The following is a 14760-nucleotide window of genomic DNA, read 5'->3' on the forward strand; positions in this document are numbered from 1 at the left end:
GTGCGCTCAGTTACCTGAACGTACGGAAGCGACGGCATCGAGGATTACCCGCGAGACGTCCGCCTTAGTTCCGCGACCGGAAGCAATGACGTTGCCCGCACCGTCCACAATGGTCACGACTGTCGGTATTTCACCGAATCCCTTGCCTGTGCCAACTTCGTTGATAACCATCAAATCAGCGCCCTTTCGGCGCGCCTTCTGCTGGCCGTACTCAAGCACAGTTCCGGCACTATCACCGGTTTCGGCTGCGAATCCCATAACGAGTTGACCTTCTCTGCGCCGGTGATGCGCGAGTTCAGCCAAAATGTCAGGATTCTCGACAAGCGTAAGTGTGCGGGTCTTTGCTCCCGACTTCTTCTGTTTTGAGGCATGGCTAACTTCCGGCCGGAAGTCTGCTACCGCCGCGGACATGACGACGACGTCCGCCCAATGCGCTGCTTCATCCATCGCGTTCATCAGTTGTTCCGTTGAGACGACTTCAACAACATCGGCTGTGGCAGCAAGCTTCACCACAGATTCGGATACGTTTGCCCCAACGAACCGGGTGGATGCGCCACGCCGTGAGGCCTCAGCGGACAGGTGAGCACCGAAACTTCCAGTGGAGTTGTTGCCTATGAAGCGCACGGGGTCGATTGCTTCGCGGGTGCCACCAGCACTGATTGCGATCTTGAGTCCAGCCAGATCTTGAATGGGCGCAGATTCTGGCACTGCTTCTTCTGCTTCTTCGCCCATTCCAAGCCGCTTGAAGACAAGACTAGCGATCGTCTCCGGTTCTGGCATGCGGCCCGGGCCAGAGTCCGGACCCGTTAGCCTACCTACTGCCGGTTCAACCACATCGATACCACGAGAGCGCAGTGTGGCCACATTGGTTTGGGTTGCCGGATTGAGCCACATTTCTGTGTGCATTGCGGGCACGAGCATCACGGGGCATGTCGCTACCAAGAGGGTGGACGTCAACAGGTTATCTGCGAGTCCAGCGCTCACCTTGGCAAGGGTGTGAGCAGTAGTTGGAGCAACCACCACGAGGTCAGCTTCTTTGCCCAAGCGGACGTGAGTCACATGAGGCGCATCGTCAGTGACGTCCACGTACACAGGTTTTCCCGAGAGAGCTTCCCATGTGGTAGCGCCAACCATGTCAAGCGCTGCATGAGTGGGAACAACCGTGACGTCGATGCCCGCCTTCACGAGGATTCGCACGAGTGTGCATGCCTTATAAGCGGCGATGCCACCAGTTACACCAACGACCACACGGAAAGGGCCCCCCGCGTGGGAGGCCCTCAGCGATATCATTCTGCCGGAGAGCCCCACTCGATCTTCCCTGCAGCAATCTCCTCAAGTGCGATCGAAAGTGGCTTATCCTCAGGACCAGCCTCAACGAGCGGACCAAAGTGCGTGATGTTGCCATCTCCGCGCTTCATTTCCTGGCGATAGGAATTGATCTGGCGGGCGCGCTTGGCACCATAAACAGCCAGCGCATACTTTGAATCGACGTGCTCGAGGAGGTCGTCGATCGGCGGATTAGTGATGCCTTCAGGTTCCGGAACGGTTCCAAACATGTCTTACCTCTTCAGTCGGCGTGCAAGCCAATAGTTTAGCGCTCAATGCCCATGATGTGGAGCAACTGAGCCGTGGCACGGGACACTGAATCATTCTTCACAACCACATCGAACTCAGATTGTGCCGCAAGCTCTTGGCGCGCAGTCTCCAGACGACGCTCAATCTGTTCCTCTGATTCGGTGCCCCGACCGCGCAACCTGCGCTCAAGTTCCTCCCACGAGGGAGGAACGAGGAATATCTGCGTGGCCTCTGGCATCGACTGGCGGATCTGGCGAGCCCCTTTGAGGTCCACTTCAAGAACCGCGGTCTTTCCAGCCGCTATCGCATCCGCAACCGGTTTGCGCGGCGTGCCGTACCGGTCCGTTCCGTGTACTAGTGCCCACTCGAGCATCTGACCTTGATCCACCATGGCATCGAACTCTGCCTCGGTAAGGAAGTAGTAGTGCTTACCGTGAACTTCCCCCGGCCGAGGCTGGCGGGTGGTGGCTGAAACCGATAGCCAAATCTCGGGGTGGTCTTTGACGACGTAGGAAAGAACTGTGCCCTTACCTACGCCAGATGGCCCCGAAATAACAAATGGATGGGCCGGGGCTGACTTGTCGCCGATGTGCTCGATCATGAACTACATCGTGCCACGAAAACTCAGCCACGACCCAAGCGTTGATGCGCCGGTCGGTGTCATGTGTGCGACACCTCCCAGCCCTTACCCGAAGCGCTCGATGAGCGCCTCCTTCTGGTGCCTGCCGAGTCCTGCCACCCGGCGGGACTCGGAAATCTGGCACTGCTCCATGATGTGTTGCGACTTCGCAGCCCCGATGCCCGGCATCGAACTGAGCAGCGCTGTCACGCGAAGTTTGGCAACAACTTCGTCTTCCTTAGCCATTTCCAGGACCTCCGAGAGCTTCACTTTGCCCTCTTTGAGATCCCGCTTGAGCTCCGCACGCCGCTGGCGTGCGATAGATGCTTTTTCGAGAGCAGCTGCCCGCTGTTCCACCGTCAGTGCCGGTAACGCCACGATCGCCTCCTAGACTTAGTCACACCTGGCAAGAGAACCGAACTCTTTCCAGCTCGATACATTCTTAGCGCAGAATTTGCCACAATCTGGGGTTTTTCAAGCATTAATTACCAAGGACTACCCCTGTTTTGGCAAACCTGCAGGTCAGAGCGCTGAATCGCCTACGAGTACGGCACAACTCACCAACAATGAACAGATGTGCACACAGATCGACTCCTGTGCACATCCACCCACATCACCTGTGAGCAGCGGATACCATCTCGATTGTCCTACTCAGTCCATCACGCAGTCCCTGCCCGGAAGGTCCCGCACCGAGTATCGAGCGTGAGGCAGAGGCCAGAACACGGTCTTGCGCCCCACCAAAGACCTCCCGCAGTTCGCCGGCACCCGCTCCTTGCGCCCCAACTCCTGGAGCCAAGAACAGCCCTGGGAACTCACTCACGTCGATGCCCAAGCGAGTGGCTGCATCTCCAATAGTGGCTCCAACCACCAGACCAAACGGACCTACCCCTTGAGGTTCAACCGCGCGGTTCCATGCAGCCACGGCATTGACTACTCGGCCTGCCACGCTTGTGCCGTCTTGACTGACATGTTGAACCTCAGCACCTTCAGGATTGGACGTCAGCGCAAGCACAAACAAACCTTGACCGCCTGAAGCTGCGCGCTGCGCCGTCTTCTCCAGTGACCCTGGACCAAGGTATGGCGAGACCGTGAATGAATCTGAACGCAGAGTGCCAGAAAGATAGGCATCTGCGTAACCATCCATCGTGGAACCAATATCGCCTCGTTTGACATCCAAGATCACCGGCACGCCAGCCTGCCTGCACTGTTCGAGGAGCTCCTCCAGTACCGCAATACCGGCAGAACCATGCCGCTCAAAAAAGGCCGACTGAGGTTTGAAAGCCGCAACGCGATCCCACAACGCGTCTACCGTGCGCATGGAAAACTCACGCACACCGTGGGCGTCGTCGGAAAGCTCCCACTTTGCCAGAAGTCCAGCATGCGGGTCTATACCGGCACATACCGGACCCAAGGCTTCCATGCGTCGATGAAGGCGTACTCCAAATCCGTCGCTCATCGTGCAACCCGTGCCAACCGCATGGAATCGTGTTCTTGCAAACTCATGACAGAGAACTGCCCCTTCCGACGGGCCGCAATCGCTTGGACGGCCGCTCCGAATTCCTCTACCGTTGTGACGATTGGTCTGTCGGCAGCAGTGGTTGCGGCGCGAATTGCGTAGCCGTCCTTACGTGCCTCACGGGTTCCGGGGGTATTGAGAACCATATCGATGTGGCCGGCAGAAATGAGATCTACGATCGTCGGTTCACCCTGCGGCCCAGCGCCCTCGGAATCCTTGCGGACCACTGTAGTGGGCACACCGTAGCGCTTGAGTACACCCGCAGTACCCTGAGTGGCGAAGATCTGGAAACCGAGTTCGACCATCTGGAGAATCGGGAAGATGATCGAACCCTTGTCGCGGTCGGCTACCGAAACGAATACCACGCCCTCATCCGGAAGCCCACCGTAAGCAGCATCCTGCGATTTTGCGAAGGCAACGGGGAACGTATCTGCATACCCCATCACTTCACCAGTCGAGCGCATCTCAGGTCCAAGAATGGTGTCCACAATTCGCGATCCACGAGTCTGGAAACGTTTGAACGGAAGCACAACTTCCTTGACCGCCACGGCTGAATCGAGATCGATCACGGTGGCATCTCTTTCCGGCAGGAGACCATCCTGACGTAGCTCGGCGATTGGGCGGCCCGTCATAACCCATGCGGCAGCCTGGGCAAGCTGAACACCTGTCGCTTTGGAGACAAATGGCACGGTTCGAGAAGCGCGCGGATTTGCCTCAATGACATAGAGAATGTCATTCATCAAACCAAACTGGATATTGAGCAAACCGTGTACGCCCACGCCCTTGGCGATCGCTTCAGTGGCCGTGCGGATCTGCTCCATAACGTTCTGCGAAAGAGTCAATGGCGGCAGTACACATGCCGAATCCCCCGAATGGATTCCACACTCTTCGATGTGTTCCATGACTCCACCAAGGAACAGCTCCTGGCCGTCATACAAAGCGTCCACATCGATCTCAATCGCATCATCGAGGAAACGATCTACCAGAAGTGGAGCTGAGCGGCGTGATGCATCTGTCCGAGATGTCTCATGGCGCGAAAGATAGTCGCGCAGCTGATGCTCCGAATAGACAATCTCCATGCCGCGCCCGCCTAACACGTATGAGGGGCGAACGAGGACTGGATAGCCGATTCGCGTTGCGATATCGATGGTCTGTTTGTCATTGGTGGCTGTGCCGTAAGCCGGAGCATGAAGACCTGCGTCGGAGAGAACCCCGCCAAACAAAGCGCGATCTTCGGCCGCATCAATGGCATCCGGGCTGGTTCCAATAATGGGAACTCCCGCCGCCTCCAAGGACTTAGCAAGCGAAAGCGGCGTCTGCCCGCCCAGCTGCACAAACATTCCAGCAACAGGGCCGGCGGCCGCCTCAGCAAGATAGACCTCAAGCACGTCCTCAAGCGTCAATGGCTCAAAATACAGCCGGTTCGAGATGTCGTAATCAGTCGAAACCGTCTCCGGATTGCAGTTGATCATGACTGTCTCGTATTCGCTAGCCAAGGTTTGACTTGCATGCACGCACGAGTAATCAAACTCAATGCCCTGACCGATACGGTTGGGACCGGAGCCCAAAATGATGATCGCCGGGCGCTCACGCGGGGCGACTTCCGTTTCCTGATCATAGCTGGAGTAGTGATATGGCGTACGGGCCGCAAATTCAGCGGCGCACGTATCCACGGTCTTGAAGACGGGATGGAGCCCGTAAGCCCAACGGATCTGACGCACGGCCTCTTCGCTAATCCCACGAATCTCCGCAATCTGGAGATCAGAGAAGCCGTGATGCTTGGCGTTCTCCATTACCTCAGGAGTGACCGCATCGCCTTCCGCAAGGGAATCAGCCACTTCATTAATCAGGCAGATCTGATCGAGGAACCACGGATCAATTTTCGTTGCCTCAAAGACCTCAGCGATACTGGCACCCCCGCGCAGCGCCTGCTGCACCTGAATCAACCGGCCCTCGGTAGGTGTTCGAGCCTTCTTCAGCAGTCCGTTCACCGCAGCTGCGTCAGGGACTTCGCCCTTCCAGTGGAACACCGAACCCATTTTGTCGATCGAACGCATTGCCTTCTGCAGCGCTTCGGTGAAGTTGCGGCCCAACGCCATCGCTTCACCAACGGATTTCATGGTGGTGGTGAGCGTGGAATCGGCGTCGGGGAACTTCTCAAATGCGAACCGCGGAACCTTCACAACCACGTAATCGAGCGTCGGTTCGAAAGAAGCCGGAGTAGATGCGGTGATGTCGTTGGGAATCTCATCTAGTGTGTAGCCCACCGCGAGCCTGGCGGCGATCTTGGCGATCGGGAATCCCGTGGCCTTGGATGCGAGCGCAGAAGAGCGCGAAACACGTGGATTCATCTCGATGACGATCACGCGGCCACTGGCGGGATCTACAGCAAACTGTATGTTGCACCCACCGGTATCCACTCCCACTTCGCGAATAATGGCAATGCCAATGTCGCGCAAGCGCTGGTATTCGCGGTCCGTCAGGGTCAGCGCCGGAGCACACGTAATGGAATCGCCCGTATGCACGCCTACTGGATCAACGTTTTCAATGGAGCATACGACGACGACGTTGTCCGCTTGGTCGCGCATGATCTCCAGTTCATACTCCTTCCAGCCGATGATCGACTCTTCGAGAAGCACTTCGGTCGTGGCTGAGTAGTGAAGGCCTTGGCCTGCGATACGCTCAAGGTCGGCCGCATCATAGGCAAAACCAGATCCGAGCCCACCCATGGTGAATGACGGACGCACAACCACGGGGTACCCGAGCTTTTCGGCGGCCGCAACACAATCAGCCATCGAGTGGCAGATGATTGAGCGTGCGGATTCGGCACCACACTTGGCAACCACCTCCTTGAAGGCCTCGCGGTCCTCCCCCTTGGTGATTGCCTCGGCGTTCGCGCCGATGAGCTCCACGCCGTACATAGCCAGAATCCCGTTCTCAACAAGAGCCATGGCGGTGTTCAGAGCAGTCTGCCCACCGAGGGTTGGAAGAAGCGCATCGGGGCGTTCCTTGGCGATAACCTGCTCAAGCACTTCAGGCGTGATGGGCTCCACGTATGTCGCATCCGCCAAAATCGGATCCGTCATAATGGTGGCCGGGTTGGAGTTGACCAGAATCACTCGGATGCCTTCCTCCTTGAGGATGCGACAAGCCTGAGTGCCTGAGTAATCGAACTCGCACGCCTGACCAATGACGATGGGGCCTGATCCGATAACGAGTACGGAAGAAATATCGGTGCGACGTGGCATCAGATCTGGTCCTTTCCTTCGCTGGCTGCTGCGCCTGTGGCGGCATCCTCGCGATGGGCAGTCATCATGTCGATGAAGCGGTCAAAGAGGTAAGAAGCATCGTGCGGCCCCGCGGCCGCTTCCGGATGGTACTGAACAGAGAACGCTGGAATGTCAAGGCAACGCAAGCCTTCGACGACGTCGTCGTTCAATCCGATGTGTGAGACTTCGACGCGGCCAAAATGACCGTCTTTGTAGGGAGAATTCGAGGGGCCATCTGTTGGGGCGTCCACCGCAAATCCGTGGTTGTGCGCCGTGATCTCAACCTTGCCAGTGGAACGATCCAACACTGGCTGGTTCACTCCCCTGTGTCCATACTCCAGTTTGTACGTGCCGTAGCCAAGCGCGCGGCCCAGCAACTGATTACCGAAGCAGATTCCAAAGAACGGATATCCTGCTTCTAGGACCCCGCGCAGCAACTCGATCTGTGTGGTGGCGACCTCAGGGTCACCCGGGCCATTAGAGAAGAAGACGCCGTCTGGGTGCAGCTCCTCGATCTTGGCAAGCGTTGTTGAGGCTGGAACAACCACCACGCGCGCACCTCGGGCAGCCAACTGTTGCGGTGTGCGTGCTTTGATACCAAGATCAACGGCAACCACTGTGGCCAGAGGTTCGTTTTCAGGCTCTACCACGTATGCTTCATCGGTCGAAACCTCCGCCGCGAGGTTTGCCCCAGCCATTAATGGTTGTTGGCGCACGATGCCGAGCAGAACTTCGATGGCGGCCGGGTTTCGCTCTGCAGCCCCAGAAGGGATGGCGGCGCCCGAGAAGATGCCGGCACGCATCACACCGCGCTCGCGGAGATGGCGTGTGAGAGCGCGAGTATCAATATCACAGATGCCCACTACTCCTTGGGCTTCCAAAGAATCCTCCAGCTCACCTGTGGCGCGCCAGTTCGAAGATCGGCGAGCCGGATCGCGCAACACAACGCCAGCGGCCCAGTACTGCGTGGATTCGGGATCCTCGGAGTTGACGCCAGTGTTCCCGATGTGGGGAGCCGTCATGACGATAATCTGACGGTGGTACGAGGGATCCGTGAAGGTCTCTTGATACCCCGTCATTCCGGTAGAGAAGACGATCTCGCCTAGGGTGCGGCCGCGTGCCGCGTATGCATGTCCAACGAATGTGGTTCCATCTTCCAGCACTACAACTGCTGGATCCTTCTGATTTGGTGCCATCACTTGGTCACTCCCATTCGTTCTTCAGCGATTTCGGTTTGAGTGCGCAGCGTCCCCTGCCACAAGGTGGGCACACCACGATAGAACGTGTACTCCACTCGGCCGGGAAGTTCGCGGCCTTCCCACGGAGTGTTTGCGGACTTTGAATGTTCGTCGCGGCCCAGTACGGTACGCCGAGCTGTGGGGTCCACTAGGCAGAGGTTTGCCGGTTCGCCCGGCTCGATCGGGCGGCCTTGGCCCTCGTTCTGGCAGAGCTTAGCTGGTTCGAAACTCATGAGGCGGGCTACATCGGCCCACGAGACGAGCCCGGGCTGGACGAGAGTTTCTTGAATAACGGAAAGCGCCGTCTCCAGACCGATCATTCCGTTGGCGGCAGCAGCCCACTCACAGTCCTTATCCTCTTCAGGATGTGGAGCGTGGTCTGTCCCAATGACATCGATAGTCCCATCCACCACGCCTTCACGCAGTGCTGCGATGTCCTCGCGCGTGCGCAGTGGTGGGTTCACTTTGAAGCGCGGGTCATAGGAACGGGCTTCCGAATGATCGAGGGACAGATGGTGTGGGGTCGCTTCAGCTGTGACAGGCATTCCTTGGGCCTTCGCCCATCGCACAAGTCCCACCGAACCTGCGGTCGAGAGATGAAGAATGTGGACTCGGCTTCCCACGTGTTGCGCCAACAGAATATCGCGCGCCACAATTGCTTCCTCTGCCACAGCGGGCCAACCGGCCAGCCCGAGTTCGGCCGAAACATCGCCCTCGTGCATTTGAGAGCCGGCCGTGAGACGCGGATCCTGGGCATGTTGAGCGACGACGCCGTCGAACGCCTTGACGTACTCGAGTGCCCGGCGCATGAGCACGGGATCTGAAACGCACATCCCGTCGTCGGAGAAGTAGCGCACCCGAGCCTCGGATTCGGCCATCGCGCCGAGTTCGGCCAAATGCTCGCCCGCCAGCGCGCTCGATACCGCGCCAACCGGGCGCACATCCACGTAGCCCGCTTCCTTACCGAGGTTGAGCACCTGCTCCACGACCCCCGCATTGTCTTGGCACGGCTTGGTGTTCGCCATTGCGTTGACGCAGGTGTAGCCTCCCGCAGCAGCGGCCTGTGAGCCGGTGAGTACCGTTTCTGAATCCTCCCGGCCAGGCTCACGCAGATGAGTATGCGGATCAACAAGTCCCGGAAGAGCGATGAGGCCAGCGGCATCCACCACAGTTGCGAGCGGAGCAGAGACTGCCGTGCCAACCGCAACTACGACGCCGTCGCGCACGTGGATATCCACGATCCGCTCGCCTAGGAGATTAGCGTTCTGAATTATGTACTCGCTCATTTTTGGATCTCCTCACCGTGCGCAAGCAGAAGATAGAGCGCAGCCATGCGCACGGAAACTCCGTTGGCAACCTGCTCGATGATGACTGAATGGTGGGAATCCGCAGCTTCCGCAGTGATCTCAAGTCCGCGGTTCATAGGACCGGGATGCATAACAATGGCATTGTCACTCAGGCGTGAGAGCCGAACCGCGTTCAATCCAAATGCGCGGTGGTATTCGAGTGGAGAGGGGAAGAATCCACCACCTGCATGACTCATACGCTCACGCTGAATCCTCAACATCATGACGGCATCGGGTTGATCTTCCAACGCTTGGTCCAAGTTGTATGAGACCGAGCAGGGCCATTCCTCCATTCCAATGGGAAGGAGTGTAGGCGGGCCAACCAACGTGACGTCAGCACCCAAGGTTGTCAACAACTGAACATTGGAACGTGCCACGCGGGAATGGAGAATGTCACCAACAATAACCACGCGCGCGCCCGCCAAATCGGAGCCTTCAGGTGCTGGGACATTTGCGCCGTTGTGGAAGTGCCTGCGCAGTGTAAACGCATCGAGAAGCGCTTGAGTGGGATGCTGGTGAGTGCCATCCCCCGCATTGAGGATTGGAACATCAACCCACCCTGTCGATGCGAGCCGTGCTGGAGCACCTGATGCATTATGGCGCACAATGAGCGCCTCTGCCCCCATTGCCACGATTGTTTGGGCGGTATCCTTCAGGGATTCCCCCTTCGATACCGAGGATCCCTTGGCAGAGAAGGAAATGACGTCCATCGACAAGCGCTTGGCAGCCGTTTCGAAAGACAACCGAGTGCGGGTGGAGTCCTCAAAGAACAGTGTGGCAGCAGTGCGGCCGCGCAACACGGGAAGCTTCTTGATGGTGCGGAGCTGTGAAGCTGCCATCGCTTCCGCCGTGTCAAGGATAAGGATGGCCTCTTCACGAGCCATATCTTGGGTGGAAAGGAGATGCTTCATATCAGGCCTCCTCAATCCGAACAGCATCAGCGCCATCGGATTCCTGAAGGTTCACCCATACCCGTTCACTACGTGAAGTCGGCAGGTTCTTCCCCACATAATCAGCGCGAATAGGTAGCTCCCGATGGCCACGATCCACCAGCACCGCGAGTTGAACGGCGCGCGGGCGGCCGATGTCTGAGATAGCCTCAAGCGCGGAACGAATGGTGCGACCCGAGTAGAGGACGTCGTCGACCAGAACGACAACCTTATCGTTGATCCCGCCCTCCGGAATCGATGTGGGACGCGGAGCTCGAGTGGGTTGGGCCGCCAGATCGTCGCGGTACATCGTTATGTCCAGAATTCCCAGCGGAACTGCGGGGCAGTTTCCAGCTTCCGCAAGCATGGACTGGAGTCGTTTCGCGAGCGGCACTCCACGAGTGGGAATGCCGAGCAGAACGATATCTTCTGGTCCCTTGTTGCGCTCGAGTATTTCGTGGGCAATCCGGCGCAGCGACCGCGAAATGTCATCTGCTTCCATCACTGAACGAGAGCGATTTGCCTCTAACACCTAATCTCCTTTCCCGCCTCTCAGGACGGGGTTTAAAGGACGAAGCCATAAGGCTTCGATCTATTCACTTGTCTGCAGAAGTGGGAGCTCGGAATGCTCCGGCTCCCACTTCATCAGTTTAGCTGTCTGCTCCAGCAACGTCCGGATCCGGCTCAGCGGTGGACACCTCAGGAAGCTCCTCTTGGGTAGCCTTACCTGTTTCTGTCATTCGGATGTCCGCGACTCGATTGAGCACACCCATCACAAATCCAACCGAGCGATCTGTTGAAAGCTCGCGGGCCAGATCTGCCCATTCAGAAACAACCAAAGCGCGTCCGGTACCGATGAACATCATCTCCGCAGCTGCCAGACGAAGGATAGAGCGGTCCACCACATTCATGCGTGATAGGGCCCAATCCTCACTGGCCGCTTCGATCAATGTGTCCACGTTATCCAGATTGCTGGCGTACGCCTCAACCAGTTCCGTGCCGAACTCTCGAATCGGAACCTGCGCCGTAGAGACGACTCTGCGATCGGCTAGTAGGCGCAGAAGGCCATCCTCGTACAGGTAGCCCTTCTCATCGGCCTCAAACACCACGTCAAGAGCGCGGTGACGCTCAACGGAGCGTGAAGTTCTCTTCTTTTTCGCCATCAGTCGGTTACGCGTGAGACGTAGTCGCCAGTGCGGGTGTCAACCTTGACTTTGTCTCCTTGGTTGAGGAATAGCGGGACCTGAATCTCGTAACCCGTCTGAACAGTTGCGGGCTTGGTGCCTGCGTTCGAGCGATCACCCTGGAGGCCAGGTTCTGTGTACGTAATCTCGAGCACTACGGAAGCCGGAAGCTCAACGAAGAGCACTGTGCCCTCGTTCGACGCAATGATGACCTCTTGGTTCTCAAGAAGGAAGTTGGCGGCATCTCCAACGGTCTCGGGGCTGACAAGCACCTGCTCGTAGGTCTCCAGATCCATGAAAATGAAATCGGAGCCATCGTTGTAGAGGTACTGCATGTCACGGCGATCCACCGTAGCAGTCTCAACCTTGACGCCAGCATTAAGGGTGCGGTCGATAATCTTGCCGGAAAGCACGTTCTTCATCTTGGTGCGTACAAAGGCCGGTCCCTTACCAGGCTTGACGTGCTGGAATTCGACGATGCTCCAGAGCTGGTTATCGATCCGTAGGACCATGCCATTCTTCAGATCATTTGTGGTTGCCACGCGGGTTCCGTTCTGTATCGAATGACGCCGCTACGGCGCCACAATTCGGGCCGCGCACGGGTACCACCTCAACCATCATCATGGGACGAAGCTACCTACGCGGTCTCTTGCCGTCCTAAAGAATACCGCGATTTCACAGCTCGCGGGCACTCCATCGTCCGTGAGACACGTCGCTACTGGGCCGTCACAACCGCTGTGACGCGCGAAACGACTGCCTCAAGGTCCAATCCAGAGGTGTCAATTGAGGTAGTTGAAGCGCTCAGGTACACAGGTTCACGAGCTGCCAGTTGGTTGTAGAAGATCTTTCGGGGTGAGGCAACTGCGGCCATGCGCGGGCCGCCAAGGCCAGTGCGCTTAACCAAAGTAGTCAAGTCTCCCGTCAACCACACTACTAAAGCGCCTGCCTGTGCGAGTTCTGCTAGTGCTTCGCGCACGGGGAGAAAACAGCCATCACTCAAGGAGTTTCCAAGGCATCCCGATCCGAGCGCCAGAATTCGCTCACTGCTTGCGGTCACATCTCGAAGAAGTGCCAAGGACACCTCGCGTTCAAGCTCGCGGAGGGTGTCTTCGCCCTTATCCAATGAGATGTCTGAAGGCGTTGTTGCAGCGATCTGTTCGATGACCTCGTCTGTGATTGCACACGGAATACCTAAGTCATGCGAAAGGGCGGCGGCGACTTCCGGCACGCAGGCTCCCGCGGGGCCGATGAGCACGATGAGACTCACAACGTCTCTCCCTTCGCATGCGATGTGTGTTTCTTCTTCCCCGTGGCCGCCACGACCTCAGGATGCCCCATGAGGTCGAGAACTCGCCGGACCACGCCCACGACCGGTCCAGAGTCTGACGCAACGGTGTGCGTGGCGACTTGGCGATACAGAGATCCTCGTGCAGCATGAAGTTCGGCGACTTGCCGCACCGGATCGTGTTGCACCAACGGACGCACTGTGGAGGAGTGAACTAGACGGCGCACCAGTTCCTCTTCGCGAACATCAATAAGGAATACAGGGTGGCCGAGCAGTACACCGCGGGTAGATTCCGTGAGTATCGCGCCGCCTCCAAGCGAAAGCACGCCGTCGAAGTCTTCGAGTGCCGTGGCGATAACCTCGGCTTCAATCTTGCGGAATCCTCGTTCACCCGAGTCGGCGAAAATCTCTGGCACTGTGCGCCCAGCAGTTCGCTCGATGAGCTCATCGCTGTCAGCAAACTCCACTCCAAGTGACTGCGCCACAAGCCGACCAACGGTGGTCTTCCCCGAACCCGGCATACCCACAAAGACCGCTTTGACGCTCATCGCCGCACCTCCGGAATGGAGTCAAGGTAAGCGGCAAGGTTTGCCCGCATCTGGGAAACCGCGTCACCACCGAGTTTTTCAATGAGTTCTTCGGCGACGACGAGCGCGGCCATGGCTTCCGCAACCACTGCGCCTGGCACCACGGCAGTGGTGTCTGATCGCTGGTGAAGTGCCATAGCTGGCTCCCCGGTGGTCACGTCGATAGTGCGCAGCGCTCGCGGTACCGTGGAGATTGGTTTGAAGGCGATGCTGAGACGAATCGGTTCACCATTGGACATACCACCTTCAATGCCGCCAGCCCGATTGGTCAAGCGCCTGACGCGCCCCTCGGTACGCACGATCTCATCATGTGCCTCGCTTCCCAGGCGCGCTGCAGTCTCAAATCCATCGCCAACCTCAACGCCCTTGACGGATTGAATAGACATAAGTGCACCAGCAAACTTGGCGTCCAATCTGGAGAGTGGAGTGGTGTAGCTTCCGAGGCCTTGCGGGACTCCGTAGATCAAGACCTCGGCCACACCTCCCAAGGTGTCCCCCGCCTTCTTCGCTGCATCAATCTCTGCGATCATTGCAGCCTCATATTCTGGCGCCAAGCAACGCACGGCAGAGCGGTCCAAGGCTGCGGCATCTTCAGGTACTGGAACATACCCGGAGCGATCAACTGCGCTGCCGATTCTCACCACGTGGGAGATCACTGTTATCCCAGCAACCTGCGCGTTGATAGCACTGGCCAGTGCCCCCAACGCGACCCGTGCCGCGGTCTCACGAGCTGATGCGCGCTCCAAAACTGGACGCGCATCGTCAAAACCAAACTTGTTCATGCCCACCAGATCGGCGTGCCCCGGGCGCGGAGCAGTAAGCGGGCGATTCCGTGCCACTTCGCGCTCATCTCCGGTACCCGCGTCAATCTTGAGAGCATCGGGATCCACAGGATCTGGAGACATCACTGTCTCCCACTTCGGCCATTCCGAATTCCCAATCTCCATCGCAATAGGCGAACCCAGCGTGCTCCCGTGGCGCACTCCCGTGAGAATCGTGCAGACGTCCTGCTCAAACGCTTGGCGGGCGCCCCGGCCATACCCTTTCCTACGGCGGGCTAACGCCGAGCGGAGGTCCTCTGTCGAGAAAGCTAACCCTGCGGGCACGCCTTCTACAAGGGCAACCAACGCGCGGCCATGAGATTCTCCTGCAGTACTCCAGCGAAACATGGTTCTGATTCTGTCACGCGCCCGCGGGGTAGGTCCAAGCGGC

At 58.0% G+C, this 14760-nt stretch carries 15 protein-coding genes; all 15 read right to left on the reverse strand.

Annotated elements, in window-relative coordinates:
- Positions 1-6: 6 nt before the first annotated feature.
- Positions 7-1290: a bifunctional phosphopantothenoylcysteine decarboxylase/phosphopantothenate--cysteine ligase CoaBC gene (gene coaBC, locus H2O17_RS06570; protein WP_182050971.1), complete on the reverse strand. Its 1284-nt coding sequence runs from the start codon at positions 1288-1290 to the stop codon at positions 7-9.
- Positions 1287-1556: a DNA-directed RNA polymerase subunit omega gene (gene rpoZ, locus H2O17_RS06575; protein WP_182048962.1), complete on the reverse strand. Its 270-nt coding sequence runs from the start codon at positions 1554-1556 to the stop codon at positions 1287-1289. Before rpoZ ends, coaBC begins: the two co-directional genes overlap by 4 nt.
- Before the next feature lie 35 nt (positions 1557-1591).
- Complete coding sequence (gene gmk / locus H2O17_RS06580; protein ID WP_182048963.1) at positions 1592-2176, reverse strand: guanylate kinase; 585 nt, start codon at positions 2174-2176, stop codon at positions 1592-1594.
- 84 nt (positions 2177-2260) lie between these two features.
- Entirely contained in the window at positions 2261-2572 is a 312-nt protein-coding gene (gene mihF / locus H2O17_RS06585) for an integration host factor, actinobacterial type (RefSeq protein WP_182048964.1), read from the reverse strand.
- Positions 2573-2807: 235 nt separating this feature from the next.
- The gene (pyrF, locus tag H2O17_RS06590) at positions 2808-3650 is read right to left on the reverse strand and encodes an orotidine-5'-phosphate decarboxylase (RefSeq protein WP_182048965.1); all 843 of its coding nucleotides are present in this window, start codon (positions 3648-3650) and stop codon (positions 2808-2810) included.
- The gene (gene carB, locus H2O17_RS06595; RefSeq protein WP_182048966.1) at positions 3647-6958 is read right to left on the reverse strand and encodes a carbamoyl-phosphate synthase large subunit; all 3312 of its coding nucleotides are present in this window, start codon (positions 6956-6958) and stop codon (positions 3647-3649) included. Before carB ends, pyrF begins: the two co-directional genes overlap by 4 nt.
- On the reverse strand, positions 6958-8175 hold the full coding sequence (carA, locus tag H2O17_RS06600; protein ID WP_182048967.1) for a glutamine-hydrolyzing carbamoyl-phosphate synthase small subunit: 1218 nt from the start codon (positions 8173-8175) through the stop codon (positions 6958-6960). The genes carB and carA overlap by 1 nt, the downstream gene beginning before the upstream one ends.
- A complete protein-coding gene (locus H2O17_RS06605; RefSeq protein WP_182048968.1) occupies positions 8175-9503 on the reverse strand; it encodes a dihydroorotase in 1329 nt (442 codons plus the stop codon). The genes carA and H2O17_RS06605 overlap by 1 nt, the downstream gene beginning before the upstream one ends.
- On the reverse strand, positions 9500-10474 hold the full coding sequence (locus tag H2O17_RS06610; RefSeq protein ID WP_182048969.1) for an aspartate carbamoyltransferase catalytic subunit: 975 nt from the start codon (positions 10472-10474) through the stop codon (positions 9500-9502). The genes H2O17_RS06605 and H2O17_RS06610 overlap by 4 nt, the downstream gene beginning before the upstream one ends.
- A gap of 1 nt (position 10475) precedes the next feature.
- Entirely contained in the window at positions 10476-11024 is a 549-nt protein-coding gene (gene pyrR / locus H2O17_RS06615) for a bifunctional pyr operon transcriptional regulator/uracil phosphoribosyltransferase PyrR (protein ID WP_182048970.1), read from the reverse strand.
- A gap of 118 nt (positions 11025-11142) precedes the next feature.
- Complete coding sequence (nusB, locus tag H2O17_RS06620; protein ID WP_182048971.1) at positions 11143-11655, reverse strand: transcription antitermination factor NusB; 513 nt, start codon at positions 11653-11655, stop codon at positions 11143-11145.
- Positions 11655-12218 (reverse strand): elongation factor P, encoded by a 564-nt coding sequence (gene efp / locus H2O17_RS06625; RefSeq protein WP_182048972.1) that lies wholly within the window; start codon positions 12216-12218, stop codon positions 11655-11657. Before efp ends, nusB begins: the two co-directional genes overlap by 1 nt.
- A gap of 173 nt (positions 12219-12391) precedes the next feature.
- A complete protein-coding gene (locus H2O17_RS06630) occupies positions 12392-12943 on the reverse strand; it encodes a shikimate kinase (RefSeq protein WP_182048973.1) in 552 nt (183 codons plus the stop codon).
- Positions 12940-13509: a shikimate kinase gene (locus tag H2O17_RS06635; RefSeq protein ID WP_182048974.1), complete on the reverse strand. Its 570-nt coding sequence runs from the start codon at positions 13507-13509 to the stop codon at positions 12940-12942. The genes H2O17_RS06630 and H2O17_RS06635 overlap by 4 nt, the downstream gene beginning before the upstream one ends.
- On the reverse strand, positions 13506-14717 hold the full coding sequence (gene aroC, locus H2O17_RS06640) for a chorismate synthase (protein WP_182048975.1): 1212 nt from the start codon (positions 14715-14717) through the stop codon (positions 13506-13508). The genes H2O17_RS06635 and aroC overlap by 4 nt, the downstream gene beginning before the upstream one ends.
- Positions 14718-14760 lie beyond the last annotated feature (43 nt).

Source organism: Changpingibacter yushuensis (assembly GCF_014041995.1).
Classification (GTDB): Bacteria; Actinomycetota; Actinomycetes; order Actinomycetales; family Actinomycetaceae; genus Changpingibacter; species Changpingibacter yushuensis.